Annotated in this window: 12 protein-coding genes; 7 read left to right on the top strand and 5 right to left on the bottom strand. The window is 72.7% G+C overall.

Annotation, left to right across the window (positions count from 1 at the left end; all coding sequences use genetic code 11):
• The first annotated feature begins 37 nt into the window (after nucleotides 1-37).
• Genes AB0C19_RS29345 through AB0C19_RS29325 form a run of 5 tightly spaced genes read left to right on the top strand, consistent with a single transcriptional unit; the run spans nucleotide 38 to nucleotide 4,220 of the window.
• A complete protein-coding gene (locus tag AB0C19_RS29345; RefSeq protein ID WP_220090806.1) occupies nucleotides 38-589 on the top strand; it encodes an RNA polymerase sigma factor in 552 nt (183 codons plus the stop codon).
• Nucleotides 586-1,389 carry a zf-HC2 domain-containing protein gene (locus AB0C19_RS29340; RefSeq protein WP_357190506.1) on the top strand — a complete coding sequence of 268 codons (804 nt, stop codon included), beginning with the start codon at nucleotides 586-588 and terminating at the stop codon, nucleotides 1,387-1,389. Before AB0C19_RS29345 ends, AB0C19_RS29340 begins: the two co-directional genes overlap by 4 nt.
• Nucleotides 1,390-1,423: 34 nt before the next feature.
• Nucleotides 1,424-2,224 carry an ABC transporter ATP-binding protein gene (locus AB0C19_RS29335; RefSeq protein WP_357190540.1) on the top strand — a complete coding sequence of 267 codons (801 nt, stop codon included), beginning with the start codon at nucleotides 1,424-1,426 and terminating at the stop codon, nucleotides 2,222-2,224.
• Complete coding sequence (locus AB0C19_RS29330) at nucleotides 2,221-3,609, top strand: hypothetical protein (protein ID WP_357190504.1); 1,389 nt, start codon at nucleotides 2,221-2,223, stop codon at nucleotides 3,607-3,609. The genes AB0C19_RS29335 and AB0C19_RS29330 overlap by 4 nt, the downstream gene beginning before the upstream one ends.
• Nucleotides 3,606-4,220 carry a hypothetical protein gene (locus tag AB0C19_RS29325; protein ID WP_357190502.1) on the top strand — a complete coding sequence of 205 codons (615 nt, stop codon included), beginning with the start codon at nucleotides 3,606-3,608 and terminating at the stop codon, nucleotides 4,218-4,220. The genes AB0C19_RS29330 and AB0C19_RS29325 overlap by 4 nt, the downstream gene beginning before the upstream one ends.
• 44 nt (nucleotides 4,221-4,264) lie before the next feature.
• On the opposite strand, the gene AB0C19_RS29320 is transcribed toward AB0C19_RS29325, so the two are convergent.
• Entirely contained in the window at nucleotides 4,265-5,431 is a 1,167-nt protein-coding gene (locus AB0C19_RS29320; RefSeq protein WP_357190500.1) for an acyl-CoA dehydrogenase family protein, read from the bottom strand.
• A gap of 250 nt (nucleotides 5,432-5,681) precedes the next feature.
• Between AB0C19_RS29320 and AB0C19_RS29315 the strand changes: the two genes are divergently transcribed.
• Nucleotides 5,682-7,109: a UDP-glucose/GDP-mannose dehydrogenase family protein gene (locus tag AB0C19_RS29315; protein WP_238683194.1), complete on the top strand. Its 1,428-nt coding sequence runs from the start codon at nucleotides 5,682-5,684 to the stop codon at nucleotides 7,107-7,109.
• A gap of 151 nt (nucleotides 7,110-7,260) precedes the next feature.
• Nucleotides 7,261-12,156, top strand: coding sequence for a permease (locus AB0C19_RS29310; RefSeq protein ID WP_357190498.1), 4,896 nt, complete (start codon nucleotides 7,261-7,263; stop codon nucleotides 12,154-12,156).
• 159 nt (nucleotides 12,157-12,315) lie between these two features.
• Here AB0C19_RS29310 and purE read toward each other — a convergent pair whose 3' ends face one another.
• From purE to AB0C19_RS29290, 4 genes are all read right to left on the bottom strand, one after another.
• The gene (gene purE / locus AB0C19_RS29305; protein WP_357190496.1) at nucleotides 12,316-12,807 is read right to left on the bottom strand and encodes a 5-(carboxyamino)imidazole ribonucleotide mutase; all 492 of its coding nucleotides are present in this window, start codon (nucleotides 12,805-12,807) and stop codon (nucleotides 12,316-12,318) included.
• A gap of 32 nt (nucleotides 12,808-12,839) precedes the next feature.
• On the bottom strand, nucleotides 12,840-14,015 hold the full coding sequence (locus AB0C19_RS29300) for a 5-(carboxyamino)imidazole ribonucleotide synthase (protein WP_357190495.1): 1,176 nt from the start codon (nucleotides 14,013-14,015) through the stop codon (nucleotides 12,840-12,842).
• Nucleotides 14,016-14,136: 121 nt separating this feature from the next.
• Nucleotides 14,137-16,173: a thioredoxin domain-containing protein gene (locus AB0C19_RS29295; protein WP_357190493.1), complete on the bottom strand. Its 2,037-nt coding sequence runs from the start codon at nucleotides 16,171-16,173 to the stop codon at nucleotides 14,137-14,139.
• A 52-nt stretch (nucleotides 16,174-16,225) separates the two neighbouring features.
• Nucleotides 16,226-18,757 carry a bifunctional diguanylate cyclase/phosphodiesterase gene (locus tag AB0C19_RS29290; RefSeq protein ID WP_357190491.1) on the bottom strand — a complete coding sequence of 844 codons (2,532 nt, stop codon included), beginning with the start codon at nucleotides 18,755-18,757 and terminating at the stop codon, nucleotides 16,226-16,228.
• Between the last annotated feature and the right edge of the window lie 140 nt (nucleotides 18,758-18,897).

The raw sequence follows: 18,897 nt of genomic DNA, 5'->3' as shown, positions 1-18,897 counted from the left end.
CAGAACCGAGGCCGGGGTACGCGTCGTCTTGCCTGGTGTGAAACGAAGTCTGGACGGGCTCGACGAGGGCGAACTCCTTCGCCGCGTCGCCCGGGGCGACCGGCGCGCCTTCGACGCGCTGTACCGGCGTACCGCCCCGTGGTTGACAGCGCGACTGCGCCGACGCTGCGCCGACGAGGACGTGGTGGCCGAGGTGTTGCAGGAGACGTACCTGGCGGTCTGGCGGTCGGCCGGTAGTCAGGCGCAGTCCTCCACCTCCGGCAGCGCGGTGGGCTGGTTGTGGACGATCGCCGCGCACCGGTTGATCGACGCGTTCCGCCACCGCGCCCGACGGGAGCGGGTCCCGTCCGTGCAGACCTTCGAGACCGTGGCCCCGGCGGCCGAGGACGAGGCGCTGGCCGGCGGGATGGACGCCAACCTGGAGCGGGCCCTGCACGAGCTACCTGCGGAACTCCGTCAGGTGCTGCGTTCGATGGTCCTCGACGGCTTGACCGCACGGGAGACCGCTCTGCTGCTCGGCATGCCGGAGGGGACCGTGAAGACCCGGGCCCGGCGGGCCCGAATCGCCCTCCGGGAGGCGCTGTCATGACCACTCACCCGACGCCCACAGTCATCTCCCAGTACGCCTCGGGTGCTGCCGGCGTCGACGACACGACCATCTGGGCGATCGAGGCGCACCTGGAGACCTGCGCCGCCTGCCGAGCGGTGCTCACGGACGCCGTCGACCCCGGCACCCGGGACCTGCTGGACCGGGTGGCCGACGGTATCGCCACCGGGATCGCCACCGGCCCACCTCCGGTACGCCGTCGCCGGCTGCCGCGTACCGGTGTCGCCGCGCGGGTGCTGCCCTGGCTGGTCACCGCCACCGGGTTGATGCTGGCGGCGGCCCTGTTCGAGTGGACGTTCGACAGCCTGCCGTCGCTGGTGCTGCTGATCGCGCCGGTGGCACCGCTGCTGCCGGTGGCAGCGGTCTGGAGCCGGCGCCTCGACCCGGCCTGGGAACTGACGGCCACCATGCCTCGCACCGGCCTGCCGCTGCTGATGCGCCGCACGTTGGGGGTGCTGTCGGCGGTCATACCGGTGCTGGCGGTGGCGGGCTGGGTCACCGGCCACTCCCCTGGCCTCTGGTTGCTGCCCGCCCTCGGGTTCACCGCCGGCGCGTTGGCGCTGGGCACTGTGGTGGGGGTCGACCGCGCCGCACTCGCGTTGACAGTCGCCTGGTCCGCCGGTGTGGTCGGGCCGAGCCTCACCGACGGGCAACTTCCGACGGTCCTCACCGGCGGCAGCCTGCCGGGGTGGGGGCTCGCCACAGTGGCGTTGACGGCAGTCGTCCTCGTTCGAGCGTGGCGACGGCCGCACGAACCGCACAAGAACCTTCTGCACCGATGACGACACCGAGCCACTGCCGAATGGAGAGATCATGATGCGTACGGTCAGCGTGGCCGAGACCGCCCCGCCCACCTACGCGTGGGCGGTGCACGCCGAGAAGTTGCAGGTCCGGGCCGGCCGACACCTCGCGGTGAACGAGCTCGACCTGAAATTGGGCACCGGTGTGCACGGGCTGCTCGGCCCCAACGGCGCCGGAAAGACGACGTTGATGCGAGCCCTGGCCACGGTGCTGAAGCCGGCCGGGGGGCGGCTGACGGTGCTCGGCGGCGAGGTCACCGGCAACGCCGACCTCCGCCAGGTACGCCGCGGCCTGGGCTACCTGCCGCAGCACTTCGGCTTCTACCCGCGCTTCACGGTCCGGGAGTTCGTCGAGTACATCGCCTGGCTCAAGGAGATGCCGAAGGCGGTCATCCCCGGCGCCGTGCAGCGGGCCGTCGAACGGGTGGGTCTGGCGGACCGCGCCGACTCCCGGATGAAGACGCTGTCCGGCGGGATGCTGCGCCGCGCCGGCATCGCCCAGGCGATCGTCAACGACCCGGCGGTGCTGCTGCTCGACGAGCCGACGGTCGGCCTGGACCCGGAGCAGCGCCTCGACTTCCGCGAACTGCTGCGGGAGATCGGCCTGGACAGTTGCGTACTCGTCTCCACCCACCTGGTCGAGGACGTCGCGGTGGCCTGCTCCGACGTGGTGCTCATCAGTGAGGGCCGGTTGGTGTGGCAGGGCACCACCGGGCAACTGACCGAACAGGGTGGGGCCGGCGACGCCGGTGACAGCGCCACCGAACGTGGCTACTCGTCGGTGCTGCGCGCCTACCGCGAGCGGGTGTCGGCATGACGGGACGCATCCTCCGCATCGAACTGCGCCGCTCGGCGGCACTGGGCACCGCCCTGTTGATACTGGTGAGTGGCGCGGCGTTGCTGCTGTCGTCCACCCAGTTCTTCGCGGGGCGCTGGATGCAGTTGGCGGTGATGGCCCGGTCGCTGCTGATGGTGCTGCTGCCGCTCGCGCTGGCCGGTGGGGCGTGGATGGGCCGGCGCGACGCGCGCCACCGGGTCGACGAGTTGTTCGCCAGCACCGTCCGGCCGCGGTGGCAGCGTGTCGTCCCGACCGCCGGCGCGCTCGCGGTCTCGGTGACGACCGCGTACCTCCTGACGTTCCTCGTCGGGGCCGGATGGGTGGTGCCCACGGCGGGCTACTTCCCGTTCGCGGCGATCGTCGTCACCGCGGTCGGCGTCCCGGCACTGGTCGCCGCGGGTTGGCTGGGAATGGCCGCCGGCCGGGCCGTGCCCCGGGTGATCACCGCACCGGTCCTCGCGGTGGTCGGGTTCGCCGTGGTTGGGTTGGTTCCGGAGTTGGCCATGGCACCCGACACGAGCACGGGGATCGCGCGGTTCCGGCCGGAACCGGCGGCGATGCTGCTCCTACCGACGATCAACAGTCTGGACGACTTCCAGACGGTCATGACGCGGGTCAGCCTGGTCCAGGCGCTGTGGCTGGTGTCCCTGGCCGCGACCGGCCTGCTGCTGCTCGGCGCGGTCCGCCGCCGCGCCATCGCGTTCGCCGTACTCCCCGCGGTGCTCGGCGTCGCGGTCGCCCTACCGCTCCTGCCCGTCGGCGGAGCCCGCGGGGCGGCGGCCGTCGACCCGGTCGCCGTCGAGCTGGTCTGCGACAACGACGGCCCGCAGGTCTGCGTGCGGCGAGTGCACGCAGGGCTGCTGCCCGATGTCGTCGGCCCCGCCCGGCAGGCGCTGGGCCTGATGGCGGCGAAGCTGCCCAACGCACCGGTCCGGGCGGTCGAGACCGAACGGGTCACCTTCTGGGCGATGCTGGAACCGGACATGGCACCGCCCCGCAACTCCGCCGACACCCTCGTCTTCGACACTCCCACGATCGACCGCTTCGGGCACGCCGACCTGTCCGGCGACTACTTCCTGCCGTCCCTGCTGGAGGCCGCCTGGCGGCAGGAGTGCGGCGAACAGCCGATTCTGGGCGACGTGTACCGGGCCCGGACCGTCGCCGCCGCCTGGCTGACCGGGCAGCCACCGGCCCCGCAGCCCGCATGGGCACCCGAGGAGATGGCACTGCTGGAGAACGCGTACCAGGCGCTGGTGAACCTGCCGGAGGCCGAGCAACGACGCCGGATGGCAACGGCACGCGAGGGCGCACTGGCCTGCCGGGACGACGAGCTGGTGGCGATCATGTCGGAGGACCGGCCGTGAGGTTGCTCCAGCTCCACCTGCGCTCCCGCCGGGTCCCCCTCGCCACGGCCACCGGGACCGCCCTGATCGCGCTGGCGTGGGCGCTGTCGCTGGCCTACACCGACTCGCCGACCATCAACGCTCGGACTGCCAGCCTGGCCATCATGCTGGCGGCGGTCGCCGTCGGCACGACCCTCACCGGTGCCGACAACTCCCTCGACCACACCATGGCGGTCAACTGGCCGGTACGCCGCGCCGGACACCTGCTGCTCGCCGCCGCCGTGATCGCCGCGCTGCTGTCGCTCAGCATGATCACCGACACGCGCTACGAACCGTTCGCCCTGGTGCTGCGCAACACCGCGGGGCTACTCGGGCTCACCGCGCTCGGCGCCACACTGCTGGGCGCCGCCCTGGCCTGGATCGCTCCGCTGATCTGGACCCTCATCGCGGTGCTGCCGATGATGGGGCCCAGCCCGGATCTGAGGATGCAGGTCGCCGGCTGGCTGATCCAACCCGCCGGGACAACCGCCGCCACCACCTGCGCCGCCGTCCTGGCGGTGACCGGTCTGCTCGCGTACGCCCTGCGGGGTTGCCCCGTGCGGCCGCTGAGCGAGACGGCCCCCGACCGGTGACTGACGTTCCGGTGCTCCGGGATCCCGGAGCACCGGAACGCGCCCTAGACGTCGGCCAGCAACTGCCGCGCCATGACGATCCGCTGCACCTGGTTGGTGCCCTCGTAGATCTGAGTGATCTTGGCGTCCCGCATCATCCGCTCGACCGGGTAGTCCCGCGTGTAGCCGTAGCCACCGAGCAACTGCACCGCGTCGGTGGTGATCTCCATGGCCGCGTCGGAGGCGAAGCACTTCGCCGCCGCCCCGAAGTAGGTGAGATCCGCGTCGCCCCGCTCCGACTTGCCGGCGGCCGCGTACGTGAGCTGCCGGGCCGCCTCGAGCTTCATGCCCATGTCGGCCAGCATGAACTGGATCCCCTGGAACTCGGCGACGGCCTTGCCGAACTGCCGGCGCTCGGCCACGTACCCCTTCGCGTAGTCGAGCGCGCCCTGCGCGATCCCGACGGCCTGCGCGGCGATGGTGACCCGGGTGTGGTCCAGGGTCTTCATCGCTGTCGCGAAGCCGGTGCCCTCCGCGCCGATCATCCGGTCGGCCGGGATCCGCACGTTGTCGAGGTAGACCTCGCGGGTGGGCGAGCCCTTGATGCCGAGCTTCTTCTCGGGCGCGCCGAAGCTCACCCCCGCATCGGACTTCTCGACCACGAACGCCGAGATGCCCCGGGACCGGGCGGACGGGTCGGTGACGGCGAAGACGGTGTAGAACTCGGACACCCCGGCGTTGGTGATCCAGCGCTTCACACCGGTGAGCACCCAGTGATCCCCGTCACGTACCGCCCTGGTGGTCATGGACGCCGCGTCGCTGCCCGCCTCCGGCTCGGAGAGGCAGTACGAGAACATCGCGTCACCGGCCGCGACCGGCGTCAGGTAACGAGTCTTGAGATCGGCGGAACCGGACAACAACAGCGGCATGGTGCCGAGTTTGTTCACCGCCGGGATCAGCGAGGAGGACGCGCAGGCGCGTGCCACCTCCTCGATCACGATGGCGGTGGCCAGCGCGTCCGCGCCCGCGCCGCCGTACTCCTCGGGGATGTGCGGTGCGTGGAAGTCGGCCGCTCGCAGCGCGTCGTAGGACGCCTTGGGGAACTCCCCGGTCTCGTCGGCCTCCGCGGCGTGCGGAGCCACCTTCGCGGCGCAGACCTCTCGCACGGCTTCCCGGATCGCCTGGTGCTCCTCGGGCAACCGGTAGACGTCGAACGACTCACCTGCGGCCATCTCGGCCCTCCCCTTCACCACTATCATGCGCAGTCTGTGACGACTCCTGACCGCCGACCGCGCAGACTGAAGACTAGCGACTGCAGTTCAGGTGATGTTACCGGCGCGTAGGTATGGGCAGGACGGTGCACCTGACGCGCTCAGCGATGATGGAGATTGAGACAGTGAGCCACCCTCCGGTGCCCCGCCCAGGCGCCGCAGCAGAATGCGACGCGACGACGCGACGCCAGCGCGAGCGGAGAAGACAGGCGTGACGATCCCCTACCCCACCATCCAGCCGACCCCCGCCATCGCCGCGGTGACCCCGCCCTCGGGCGCACCCCGGCCGCGGGTGACGTTCCTAGGGACTGGTTACCTCGGTGCGACGTACGCCATCTGCTACGCCGAACTGGGCTACGAGGTTCTCGGGTTCGACGTCGACGCCGACAAGATCGCAATGCTGAACGCTGGTCAGGTGCCGATCCACGAGCCCGGCCTGGACGAGCTGCTCCGGCGCAATCTCGCCGCCGGCCGCCTCCGGTTCAGCACCGACATCGCCGAGACCGCCGAGTTCGGTGACGTGCACTTCATCTGCGTCGGCACCCCGCAGCGGGCCGACGGCATGGGCGCCGACCTGTCGTACGTCGAGGCGTCGGTCACCAGCCTCGCGCAGCACCTGACCCGCAAGGCGTTGATCGTCGGCAAGTCCACCGTGCCGGTCGGCACCGCCGAGTGGGTCGAGCAGCTCGTCGGCAAGCACACCCCGAACGACCTGGACGTCGAGGTGGCGTGGAGCCCCGAGTTCCTCCAGGAGGGCTTCGCCGTCGACGACGTCCTGCGGCCCAACCGGATCGTCGTCGGCGTCAAGAGCGAGTGGGCCAACGGCATGCTCTACGCCGCGCACAAGGGCGTGTTCGACCTGGCCGCCACGGAGGACCGCGAGGTGCCCCTGGTGGTCACCGACTTCTCCACCGCCGAGCTGGTCAAGGTCGCCGCGAACGCCTTCCTGGCCACCAAGATCTCCTTCATCAACGCGATGGCCGAGGTCTGCGAGGCCTCCGGTGGCGACGTCACCCAGCTCGCCCGCGCGATCGGCTACGACCCGCGGATCGGCAACCGGTTCCTCCAGGCCGGCCTCGGCTTCGGAGGCGCCTGCCTGCCCAAGGACATCCGGGCCTTCCAGGCCCGCGCCCAGGAGCTGGGCGCCGGTGAGGCGCTGCGCTTCCTGCACGAGGTCGACCTGATCAACCTGCGCCGTCGTACCCGGGTGCTTCAGCTCGCCGCGGACCTGCTCGGCCGCCGCTCCGGCCCGGCCGGCCCGGACTTCTCCGGCACCCGGATCGCCGTGCTCGGCGCCACCTTCAAGCCCAACACCGACGACGTCCGCGACGCCCCGGCGCTCGCCGTCGCCGCGCTGCTGCACAAGGCCGGCGCCGACGTGCACGTGTACGACCCGCAGGGCACCGAGAACGCCCGCCGCGCGGTCCCCGAGTTGACCTACGAGAGCAGCATCAACGAGGCGGTCGACGGGGCCGACCTGGTCTGCGTCCTCACCGAGTGGGCCGACTTCCGCAACGCTGATCCGGTCGCCCTCGGCGAGTTGGTCAAGGGTCGCAAGGTCGTCGACGGCCGTAACTGCCTCGACCCGGCACTGTGGGCACAGGCGGGCTGGGAGTACCGGGGCATGGGTCGCCCCTGACCCCACCGACGCACCACCGGCCGGCCATCGCGCATCTCGGTGACCGGCCGGTGTCGTTGTTTGCCCCGGACCCGCCGACAAGAGTCGAAATCCGCGCCAGCTTTGGGCATGCTGCGACAGTGGATGTCCACAGTGCGGGTGGAGGGGTGTCGTGGCGACCTTTCAATGCTCCTCGTGCGGCCGGGAGATCAAGCCGGCCGTCCGATGCCCGCACTGTGGGGCAGATCAACCACAGTGGGTAGAGCACCTGGCCGACATTGAGCGTTCGATCGCGGAGATGAAGGCGCGCGACGCGGCCATCGCCCGCGAGCAGCGGCAGATCGCCGCCAAGATGCAGGCCGCGCTCTTCCAGCGGGACATCCTCGCCCACGCCGGCGAGGAGCGGATCAAGCAGGCGACCCGGCCGCGCCGGGTGCTGCGCCGCCGCCCAAGCCGCCGGCCACCGACGGCCACCATGGGAACGCCGCCCCGGGTGCCCCGCCAGGGCACTCCGCCCGCCCCGGAGGATCCGCCGCCGCCCCCGCCCCGGGCCGCCTGGCTGGACGTGGACGACCCGGAGCACCCGCCGGAGGCGTCCTCGCGCGAGGTGCAGAACATCCCGCTCGGGCTGGGCGCGCTGCTGCTCGGCGTGGCCGCTGTGGTCTTCGCCGCGGTGGCAACCAGCTCGATGGACGCGCTGGCCCGGCTCGGCATCCTGCTCCTGGCCACCGTGCTGATGCTGCTCGCCCCACCGGCACTGGCCCGGCGCGGGCTCACCTCGACCGCCGAGACCATCGCCGCTGTCGGCCTGCTGCTGGTGCCGCTCGCCGGCAACGCCCTCTGGGCGGTGGACCGGATCGGCGCCGGCGGCGGCTCCGGCACTGTCTTCGCCGGGGTGATCTTCGCGGTCACCGCCGCCGTCGCCTTCGGGTACGCCGGTTGGACCGGTCTGCGCGCGCCCCGCTTCGCCACAGTGCTCGCCGCCCAGCCGGTGCTGCCTCTGCTGGCGTACGACCAGATCACCGGGCCGGGCGGCTGGGCCCTGGTGCTGGCAGTGGTCGCCCTCGTCAACCTCGGCCTGGCCCGCTCCGGCGTGACAGTCGAACGCCCCGTGCGGCAGGACCTGCCAACGCCGGGCACCCCGTCCGCGCCCCGCCAACGCGACGCCGAGAGCCGGCCGGAGGGCGACCCGGAGGAGGCCGCGGAGCTGATCGACGCCAGCGGCGGCACCGCCGACCCCCAGCCGACCCGACCGGTACCCGGCCTGCGTGAGCTGACCTGGTCGCTGCACGCCGTGGCGGTCGCCGTCTCGCTGGCGTACGCGGTCACCGCCCTGCTGCGGGCACAGACAGTGCCGACCGCGACCGGCGCCGGGGTGGTGCTGCTGCTGGCCGCCGTGATCGGGCTGGCCGGCGCGCTGGTGCTGCGTCGCCCGCCGCTGCCGGACGTCGCAGCCGGCATCGTCACCCTGGCGGTGATCGGCTCGCTCAGCCGAATCGCCTCGGTGGCACTCCCCGGCCGGGCGCTGCTGCTGATCGCGGCGGTCATCACTGTGACCGGGCTGGCGGTGCGCGCGGTCCCGGAGGCGGCTCGACGGGGCCCGCAGCTCGCCTCCGCGGTGGCGCTGACCGTCAGTGGGCTGGTGGTCGCCGGCGGCGCGCTACGCGCCGGGGTGGCACCGGTCCGGGCCGCACTGCCCGCCTGGAACCCCGACCTCAGCCGGTACCCGGGTGAGTTGGCCGCCGCCGTCGGGCCGACCACCTGGCAGCTCGCTGGCGCCGCGTTCCTGCTCACCATCGCGGCGGTGCTGGCCCTGCCCACCGAGATCCGCCGGGAGTTCGCTGTCGCCGGCGCGGCGCTGACCGCGCTCGCCGTCCCGGCCTCGTTCGGTCTCGGCTGGGCGACAGCACCCTGGCCCATGGTGATCGCCGCGATCGGCATCGGTGTCATCGGGCTGTCCGCCCGCACCGACCGGGCCGCTGTGGCGCACGCCATCGGGGCGGCAGTGGTCGGCCTGTTCGGCGCGGGTGCCAGCCTGGCCAGCCCCACACTCACCGCCGCGGTCCTGATCACAGTGTTCGTGGCCGGCACGCTGGTCACGCTGGCGCCCCGGATTCGGATCGCCTCGGCCGCCTCGGACACGGTCACCGCCTGGGCCGCCGGTGGCGCCGCGTTCGCGCTGCCCGGGGCGGTGGCGGCGTTCGTGGCCGCGACCATGCCGAGCGACCCGACCCCCACCCCGGCGAGCCTGCGCGAGGTGACAGTCCCGATCCTGGCGGCCAGCTTCCTGGCGGTCTGCGTGACCCTGGGCTACGCAGCCGTCGTGCAGGTCTCCCAGCGCCACATCCCCGCGCCGCTGTCGGTCGGCACCGGACTGGGCGCGCTGATGGTCACCGCCGCCGCGTTCGGGGCGCCCGGCGCGACAGTCGCCGACGCCTGGGTGGGTGCGCTTCTGCTGGTCGCGGCGGTGCTGCTCTTCCTGGCCCCCTCCATCGACGCCGGCCGTCGAGCCGACCTCACCCTCGACGGCTCGGACCTGGCCGCCGCGGCGGTCACCACCGCCCTGATCGCCACGCTGGTACGGATCGGGGCGGTGCTCGCCCCGGGCGGGCAGTTGGCGGTGGCCGCCGCCCTGCTCCTGGTGGTCGCCGTGGGTGCCCGCAGCATGCCGGAGGAGTGGCGACGCGGGCCGATCCTCGGCCTCACAGTCGGCGGTGTCCTGATCGGCGTCCTCGCCGGCTGGTCGGCGGTGCGCGGTGGGGTCGGCGTGCTGGCCACCCCCGGCCCGATCTGGAGGGGCGACCTGAGCGACTGGCCGGCCGCCCCCGTCGGCGGTGCCACCTGGCAGGCGCCTGTGGCGCTGGCGCTGCTGGCCCTCGCCGCCGGCATCCTGCTCCCGCCGCCGTGGCGCTGGGACGTGTCCGGCGTGGCGGTGGTGCTCGCCACGATCGGCGCGCCGGCCGCATTCGATCTGGCCTGGTGGTCACCGGTCCTGGTCGGCGGAATGGTCGCCACCGTGTTCGGCATGGCAGCGGTGGCCACGGAGGAGGCGCGCGCCGGGCTGTCCCGGGCCACAGTGGCCGGGGTCGTCGCGCTGCACGCCGCCGGAGCCGGACTGGTCCGCCCGTGGACCACGGCCCTGGCGCTGGGCAGCATCGCGCTGATCGGCGTGGTGGTGGCCACGCTGGCCCGCGTCCTCGCTGGTCCACAGGTCGTCGACATCGAATCCGAGGGCATGCCGCCGCACCTGGCGCAGATCGGCGGCGCGGCAATCGGTGCCGCCCTGCTGGCCCTCCCCGGTGCGGTGGCGGCACTGTCCGCCGAGTTCGATCATTCGGCGCAGGTGGTGCTGACCGCCGCGCTGGCCGCGACCAGCCTCGGCCTGGCCGCCGTGGCCGCCGTCCGCCGGCTGGTGCCGCAATATCTGCCCTGGGTCAGCGTCGCGGTGGTCGGTGGGGCCACCATCAGCGCCCTCGCCGCCATCCCCACCGGCCTCGCCGCCGGGGTCTACGCGGCCGCCGCCGCCCTGCTCGGCGTACTGGCCGAGTTGATCCGCGCGGCCACGGTGCCGCCCACCGGCGCGGCCCAGCCGGTCCGGCGCTGGTCGGTACGACTCGACGGCGCTCTACGGCGGCTGCCGGACGACCCGGAGCGACGACGGTGGCGGGTCAACCCGGCCGCGGGTGCGTTGGCAGCGGCAGCGCTGCCGACCGCCCTGGCGCTCGCCTCGATCGCACCCGCGCTGGTCACCGCCCTGGTCGAGCCGCACCGCACACTCACCCGGATCTGGCAGGGTCCGCCGCCGGAGCTGCTCACCCCACCGTCGGACGTGGTCAACCCGACCCATGTGCTGACGGCGTTGCTGCTCACCGCGACCGCCGCGCTGGCCGCCACCGGTTTCAGCGGTGGACGGCGGTCCCGGGCCGTGCCGGTGGTGCTGCCCGGGGCTGCCGTCACGTTGCTGATCGCGCCCATCGCGCTGGGCCAGGGCTGGCCCGCCAGCACCGTCGCCGCGCTCTCCGTCTTCACCATCGCGATGCTCGGTCTCGCACTGACCCCACCGCCGGCGCTGGTCGAGCGGGCCCGCTCGCTGCGGCTGGCCCGGGTGCTGGTGTTCGCCATCGGTCTGGCCGGTGGCAGCGCCGGGCTCGCCGGCAGCCTGGCCGACCGGCAGATGACCCTGTTCACCCTCGGCAGCGCGGTCGGGGTGGGCGCGGTGGCGGCGCTGTTCGGCACCACTCAGCGGGCGCGCATCCTCGGCTGGCTCTTCGCCTCACTCATGGCGCAGCTCTTCGTGCTCACCGCCGGCCTGGTCGCCGGGCTGGCGGCGGTGTGGTCCGCGTTCGGGGTGCTCGCCGTCGGTGCGGTCCTCCAGGTGCTAGCCGCGACCCTGCCCCGGTTGCGCCGCCCGGAGGCGCAGCGGGAGGCCTCCACCGTGGAGTGGACCGGGTACGCTGCCGCGCTGATCGCGTTGGCCCTCGCCTTCGACTCGCCCCGTCACATCGCCGCCCTGCTGGCCGCCTGGGGCGCTGTCCTCGGCGTGGCGGCGACCCGACCCGGTCGCCGGCCGGTCGAACGCCGGATCCTGTTCTGGGCGGTGGTGGTCTGTGAGATCACCGCGTGGTGGATCCTGATGCGAGTCGCCGACGTGGCGTTGCCCGAGGCGTACACGCTGCCGTTCGCCGTGCTGGCCCTCCTCGTCGGAGTCCTGGAGCTGCGCCACCGGCCCGACATGAGCAGTTGGGTGGCGTACGGGCCGGCGCTGATCGCGGCCTTCGTGCCGACGCTGGCGATCGTGCTGGCCACCGAGTCCAGCACGGTGCGGCAGATGCTGCTGCTGCTCGGCGCGGTCGCGGTGCTGATCTTCGGCTCGTCCAGTCGGCAGCAGGCCCCGGTGATCGTCGGCGCGTCGGTCACCGCGATCACGGCGATCCACGCCCTGTTCAGCCTGGGCCCGTGGCTGGCGCTGATCCCGGTGGGCATCCTGCTGCTGGTGCTCGGCGCGAGCAACGAGCGCCGCCGCCGCGCCCAGGAACGCCTACAGACCGCCCTACGCGGCATGCGATAAGACGCAGGGTCCCGGCGGCGAGGACGAGTGGGGACGGGTTCGCGTCACCCGCCTCCGTCTCGCGCGATCTTGCACTTTCTGTCGCGGCATAAGGGGTAAAAGCCGCGAAGCACCGACCGAAAGTGCAAGATCGCGGGGGCGGGGGTGGGGTGCGGGGGATTAGTGCAGGGTGGCTTGGAGAGCGGCTTCCTTTGTTGCTACAAGCTTTTCCAGATCCTGCTGGTAGGTCGCCATCTTGCCGCGCAGGCCCTCGTCGGCGGCACCGAGGATCCGTACGGCGAGCAGGCCGGCGTTGCGGGCGTTGCCGATCGACACGGTGGCGACCGGGATCCCGGCCGGCATCTGCACGATGGACAACAGCGAGTCCATGCCGTCGAGGTGCTTCAGCGGCACCGGCACACCGATCACCGGCAGCGGCGTCACCGAGGCGACCATGCCGGGCAGTGCGGCGGCACCCCCCGCCCCCGCGATGATCACCTTGAGGCCCCGGTCGGCGGCGTCGCGCCCGTACTCGATCATCGCGACCGGAGTCCGGTGCGCCGAGATCACGCGCACCTCGTACGCCACGCCGAAGTCGTCCAACACCTCGGCCGCAGCCCGCATGGTCGGCCAGTCCGAGTCGCTGCCCATGATCAAGCCAACCGTGCTCACTGCGGCCCTCTCCTCGTTCCCGAAACCCTTACTCACTCGTGGCCCTCGCGCAGCCACCGCACGGCCCGCGCGGCCCGCGCGCGCAGGTCGTCCAGGTCGTCACCGAGCACCGTGACGTGGCCGATCTTGCGGCCAGGTCGCACCTGCTTGCCGTACAGGTGCACCTTGGCACCCGGCTCGGCGGCGAAGAGGTGGTGCAACCGCTCGTCGATCGACATCCCGCCCGGCTCACCGCCGAGCACGTTCGCCGACACCACCACCGGGGCGGTCAGCGCTGTGTCACCCATCGGGTAGTCCAGCACGGCCCGCAGGTGCTGCTCGAACTGTGAGGTCCGGGCACCCTCGATGGTCCAGTGCCCGGAGTTGTGCGGACGCATCGCCAGCTCGTTGACCACGATCGCGGGCCGACCGGCGTCGTCGCGCACCTCGAACAACTCCACGGCCAGCAGGCCGATCACACCGAGCGCTGTGGCCAGGTCGATGGCGAGCTGCTGAGCGGCGACCGCCAGCTCCTCGTCCAGGCCGGGCGCCGGGGCCAGCACCTCCACGTTGATGCCGTCGCGCTGCACGGTCTCGACCACCGGGTACGCGGCCACCTGACCGAACGGCGAACGGGCCACCTGCACTGCCAACTCCCGCCGCAGCGGCACCCGCTCCTCGACGATCAGCCGGGTGCCACCAGCGAGCAGCGTGGTCGCCAACTCGGTGGCCTGGGCGGCGTCGTCGACCATCCAGACGCCCCGGCCGTCGTACCCACCCCGGGCCGCCTTGAGCACCACCGGCCAGCCGACCTGCTCGCCGAAGCCGACGAGATCAGCGGGCTCCCCGACCGGACGCCAGGCCGGGTTGGGCGCACCCAGCTCGGTCAGGCGTTCCCGCATGACCTGCTTGTCCTGGGCGTGCAGCAACGCGTCCGCCGGCGGGTAGAGGGGCACCCCTTCCGCCGCCAGCGTGCGGATGTGCTCGGAGGGCACGTGCTCGTGGTCGAAGGTGACGACGTCGCAGCCCTTGGCGAAGGTGCGCAGCGCGGCAAGGTCGGTGTGGTCGCCGTACTGGACGTCGGCGGCGACCAGTGCCGCGCCGTCGTCGGGGGCGGTCGCGAGCACACGCAGTGACTGGCCGAGGGCGATCGCGGCCTGGTGGGTCATCCGGGCCAACTGGCCGCCACCCACCATGCCGACAACTGGCAGACCGGTACGGGAATCCATAGCGCGGCCAGCCTATCCGGGCCGCCGACGGGCTCACCGGGAGGGCCGGCGACCCGCCTCCGAAGCGCTGGCGGGACCACCCGGCGGGCCGCGCGGGCGACTACCGGGCGTGGCGGTGCGCTCAGCCCAGCTCGGCTACCAGCTCCTCGACCGAGGTGACCGGCCGCTGGCAGACGAAACCCCGGCAGACGTACGCGGCGGAGCGTCCCTCGACCAGCGGACGGTCGGCGAGCAGCGGCACACCCGGCTGGTCCGGACGCCCGGCGACGACCACCGCTCCGGGCGGGGCGTGCCGGCGAGCGGCAGCCACCAGGGGGTCGCCGGCAGGGTCGTCGGTGACCACGGCGATCTCGTACGGCCCGGAGAGCAACGCCTCCCCGACAGTGGCCGCGTACCCGGTGAACCGGGGGTGCTTGCCGACGATCGGCGCGACGGTGCCGAGGGCCGCTTCGGCGGCCTCCCGGTAGCGCGTCTCCCCGGTCAGCGCCGAGTACGCCACCAGCCCGGCGATCAACGCCGACCGGCCGGACGGGGTGGCGTTGTCGGTCGGGTCGGCCGGCCGGGCGACCAGCCGCTCCGCGTCGTCGGCGGTGTCGTAGAAGGCGCCACCGGGCGCGGGGAAGTGCGCCAGGGCGGTGTCCAGCAACTCGCCGGCCAGTGTGAGCCAGCGGCCCTCGCCGGTGAGCTGGTGCATCGCGCAGAAGGCCTCGGCGACGCAGCCGTAGTCCTCCAGGACACCGGCGGGCTCGCCGACCTTGCCGTCCCGGGAGACCCGGCGCAGCCGGCCGTCCACCAGGTGCACGCTTGCCAGGTGCTCGGCGGCCTGGCGCATCGCCCCGTCGGCGACGATGGTGACACCGTCCATCAGGTTGGCGTCCTCGTCCTTCGGGGACGCGTACACGGCGGCGACCTGCTGGAACTCGGCAATGGCGGTGATCGCCAGACCGTTCCAGGCGGCCACCACCTTGTCGTCGAGGGCCGGCTGGGGGCGGGTGTCCCGGGCGGCGAGCAGTCGCCCGACCACCTGCTGCCAGCGGGCGCGTACCTCGGGCGCGGCATCGTCCACGTCCCGGGCGAGCTTGAGCACGCTCATGCCGTGTTCAAAGGTGCCTTCTTCCGTGACGGTGAACAGGTCGGCGGCGAACCGGCCGTCCTCCTCGCCCAACGCCTCCACGAGTTGGGCGGGCGTCCAGGCGTAGGTGAGCCCTTCGACGCCCTCGGTGTCGGCGTCCAGCGCGGACGCGAACCCCTGCCCCGGCCGGTGCAGCTCGTCGGCGAGGAAGCGGGCGGTGTCCCGGGCCACCCGGCGGGCCAGCGGGTCACCGGTGAGTCGCCACAGCTGGGTGTAGACCCGCAGCAGCAGCGCGTTGTCGTAGAGCATCTTCTCGAAGTGCGGCACCGTCCAGTGCGCGTCCACCGAATAGCGGGCGAAGCCGCCCGCCAGCTGGTCGTAGATGCCGCCCCGGGCCATCGCCTCGGCGGTGTGCCGGGTGATCTCCAGGCTGCCCGGGTCGCCGGTGCGCTGGTGGTGGCGCAGCAGGAAGAGCAGGTTCATGTGCGGCGGAAACTTCGGGGCGCCACCGAATCCGCCGTTGGTGGCGTCGTACTCGCTGGCCAGCTTTGCGGCCGCCGCGTCGAGCAGCGGGGCGTCCAGCGGCGCGGTGGGGCCGCCCACGGCCTGCGCGCCGCCGATCGCCTCGACCACGGCTGCGCCCTGGCCCAGCACCGCCTCGCGCTGCTCGCGCCAGGCGGTGGCGACCGACTGGAGCAACTGGACGAAGTTGGGACGCGGGAAGTAGGTGCCGCAGAAGAACGGGGTGCCGTCCGGGGTGGCGAAGACCGTCATCGGCCAACCGCCCTGGCCGGTCATCGCCTGGGTGGCGGTCATGTAGACCGCGTCCACGTCCGGGCGCTCCTCACGATCCACCTTGATCGACACGAAGTTGTCATTCAGCAGGGCGCCGACCTGCTCGTTCTCGAACGACTCGTGCGCCATGACGTGGCACCAGTGGCAGGCCGCGTAACCCACCGAGATGAGCACCGGTACGTCCCGCCGCGCCGCCTCGGTGAACGCCTCGGCGGACCAGGGCCACCAGTCGACCGGATTGTCCTTGTGCTGGAGCAGGTACGGGCTGGTGGCGTCGACGAGTCGGTTCACCTGACGACCATAGCCAGCCCGGGCGCGGACCGCGCGGGCTCCACCCGGACGGTCAGGATGCGCCGTCGGCGCGGAGCCGGAACACGTTCGACTCCGCCGAGTCGCGCAGCGACCCCAGCACCGCGCCGATCTTGTCCGCCGGCATGGGCTTGAAGAAGTGGTAGCCCTGCGCGGAGGTGCAGCCCAACTCGGCCAGGGCCATTCGCTGCTCGGCGGTCTCCACCCCTTCGGCGACCACCCGCAGCCCCAACTCGTGAGCGAGGCCGACTGTCGTCCGGACGATCGCGGCGGCCTCCGGCGAGTCGGCCATCCGGATGACGAAGGAACGGTCCACCTTCAACTCGTCCACAGCGATCCGGGTGAGGAAGGTCAGCGACGAGAAGCCGGTGCCGAAGTCGTCGACGGCGAGTTGCACGCCCATCGACCGGAGCGTCGCCAGCACCTCGTCGATGACCTCCAGCTCGCTCATCACCACCGTCTCGGTGATCTCCAGAACGAGCCGGTGCGGCGGCACCTGGTGGCGGCGCAACGCCTCGGCGATCTCCGCCGGTAACCGGGGGTCGAGCAGGCTGCGCGCCGAGAGGTTGACCGAGATCGGAACGTCCAACCCCTCCCGGGCCCAACTGGCGGCCACGCTGAGCGCCTTGTTCAGCACGTAGCGGGTGAAGGTGCCGAGCTGCTCGCTGTTTTCCACCGGCCTGATGAAGTCGGCCGGGTTCAGCCACCCACGCCGGGGGTGCTGCCAACGGATCAGCGCCTCCACGCCAGTGGGAGCACCCGTGGCCAGGTCGACCGCCGGCTGCAACGCCAGTACCAGCTGGTCGTCGACCTTCAACGCCTCACGCAGCTCGGCCAGCAGGGCGAGCTGGTCGGTGCTGGCCGCGTCGCGTGAGCCGTCGTACGCGGCGACGTTGCCACCACCCTCCTTGGCCTGGTACATCGCGATGTCGGCCCGACGCAGCAGCTCGGTCAGGTCCGCGGTGCCCGCGGCGGCCACCACCACCCCGACCGAGACCTCGATGGACATCCGTACGCCGGCCACCTCGGTCGGTGCGGCCAGCCGTTCGGCGATCTCACGGGCCTGACGCAACGCGTGGGCCATCGGGGCGGCCCGGTCGCCGAGCACCGGCACCGCCGTGAGCAGGAGGGCGAACTCGTCGCCACCGAGTCGACCGAGCAGGTCACCGGCGCGGACCAGCGAGTTGAGTCGGTTCGCGGTCAGTCGCAGCAACTGGTCACCCGCCGCGTGGCCGAGGGTGTCGTTGACTTCCTTGAACTGGTTGATGTCCAGCAGCAGCAGCGCCACCGGGTGGTCGTGGCTGAGCTGTCGCAGCGACTGGTCGCCCTTGCTCAACATCGCCGCCCGGTTGGCGAGCCCGGTGAGTGGGTCGTGCACCGCCTCGTACGACGAACGGGCGGTCACCAGCCGCAGCTCGTGGTGGGTCGCGGCGTCGTGCAGCGCGGCGGCGAGGGCATCGCCGAACGCGGCCACCGCGTCACGTTCCCGGGCCGTGGGCGGGGCCGAGCGGGGGAACCGCACCCGCAGCCGACCGACCGGCGTGGCACCGACCGACAGCGCCCGGCTCAGCTCGTGCTCGTCCGGCCCCGACTGATCTGGCGGGCCGGTCTCCCGGTCGACCAGCTGACCGCCGGCGTCGCCTCGGTAGAGGTGCCACCGGCCGTCGGCCCGGGCCACGTCGACGTCCACCAGCTCGGCGTTGAACAGCGTCAGCGCCCCGGTGACCGCCGCACTGGCCACGCCCCGCTCGTCGAGCTGGTTGAGGGCCGCGGTGGCCTCGGCGAAGGCACGCCAGGTGCGGCGCTCCTGATCGGAGCGCAACCGGTAACGGTAGGTCTGCTGCAACAGCCACAGCAGCGGCGGCAGCAACAGCAACCAGCGCGGGTCGAGTTCCAGCAGGGCGACCACCACGAGGCCGACCGCAACGTTGCCGACGAACATCAGCAGCTTGCCGCGCAGCGCGGCGAGCAGCGGCGGCCCGATCGGCAGCCCGTGCCGCAGGCCCAGCGTCACGCCGCCCAGCCAGGCGGTCACCAGGAGATACGTCACCGAGCCGGCGATCACGGCCAGCGCCAGGATCGGGGTTGGCGGCGAGAGCAGCGGCCGCCCGAGCGCGGTGGTCACGGAGACGGCCAGTGCCGAGGCGGCGGCCAGCGACGCGGCGATCCGGACGATCTCCAGGGCCGGGCGGCGGTCGTTGTGCAGTGACAGCAACGTCCAGGCCAGGCCGGTGCCGAGCAGCGTGGCGGACGGGAGCCAGCCGGCGGGAGTCAGGTAGAGGCAGACGATCAGGGCCGCCTCGCCCCAGGTGATGCTGACCATGCCCGCGGCCGAGCGGAACCGCAGCCGGGCGAACTGGGCGAGGGCCAGGACGGCGACGGCGATGCCGAAGCGGGCCGGACCGCCGAGGGGGTCGTCGGCCGGCAGCCGGACCGGGAGGGTCAACCCGACAGCGGCGGCGGCCAGGGCGGTCAGCGTGACGGCGGCGGTGAGCACGAGCAGCCGGCCCGGTGTGCCACGCACCCCGAGCCGATCGAACGGGTCGTCGGCCGGATCGGAGGTCATCGACCTCCCCCGTCAGCCGACCGACCGACGTCGCGGTGGGCGGCCGGTGCTGTGCTGGTCATCGGCGCCCCCTCCCGCACACGGCTCGGGGACTTTTGGTCCCCCCGGCGGAAGGCTAAGCCAAACCGGGTGGCCGCAAC

Origin of the sequence: Micromonospora sp. NPDC048842, from assembly GCF_040649935.1 — a bacterium.
In the GTDB taxonomy this organism is placed as follows: domain Bacteria; phylum Actinomycetota; class Actinomycetes; order Mycobacteriales; family Micromonosporaceae; genus Micromonospora; species Micromonospora hortensis.
Note: the sequence above shows the minus strand (reverse complement) of the source record. Positions and strands in the feature narration are given on the sequence as shown.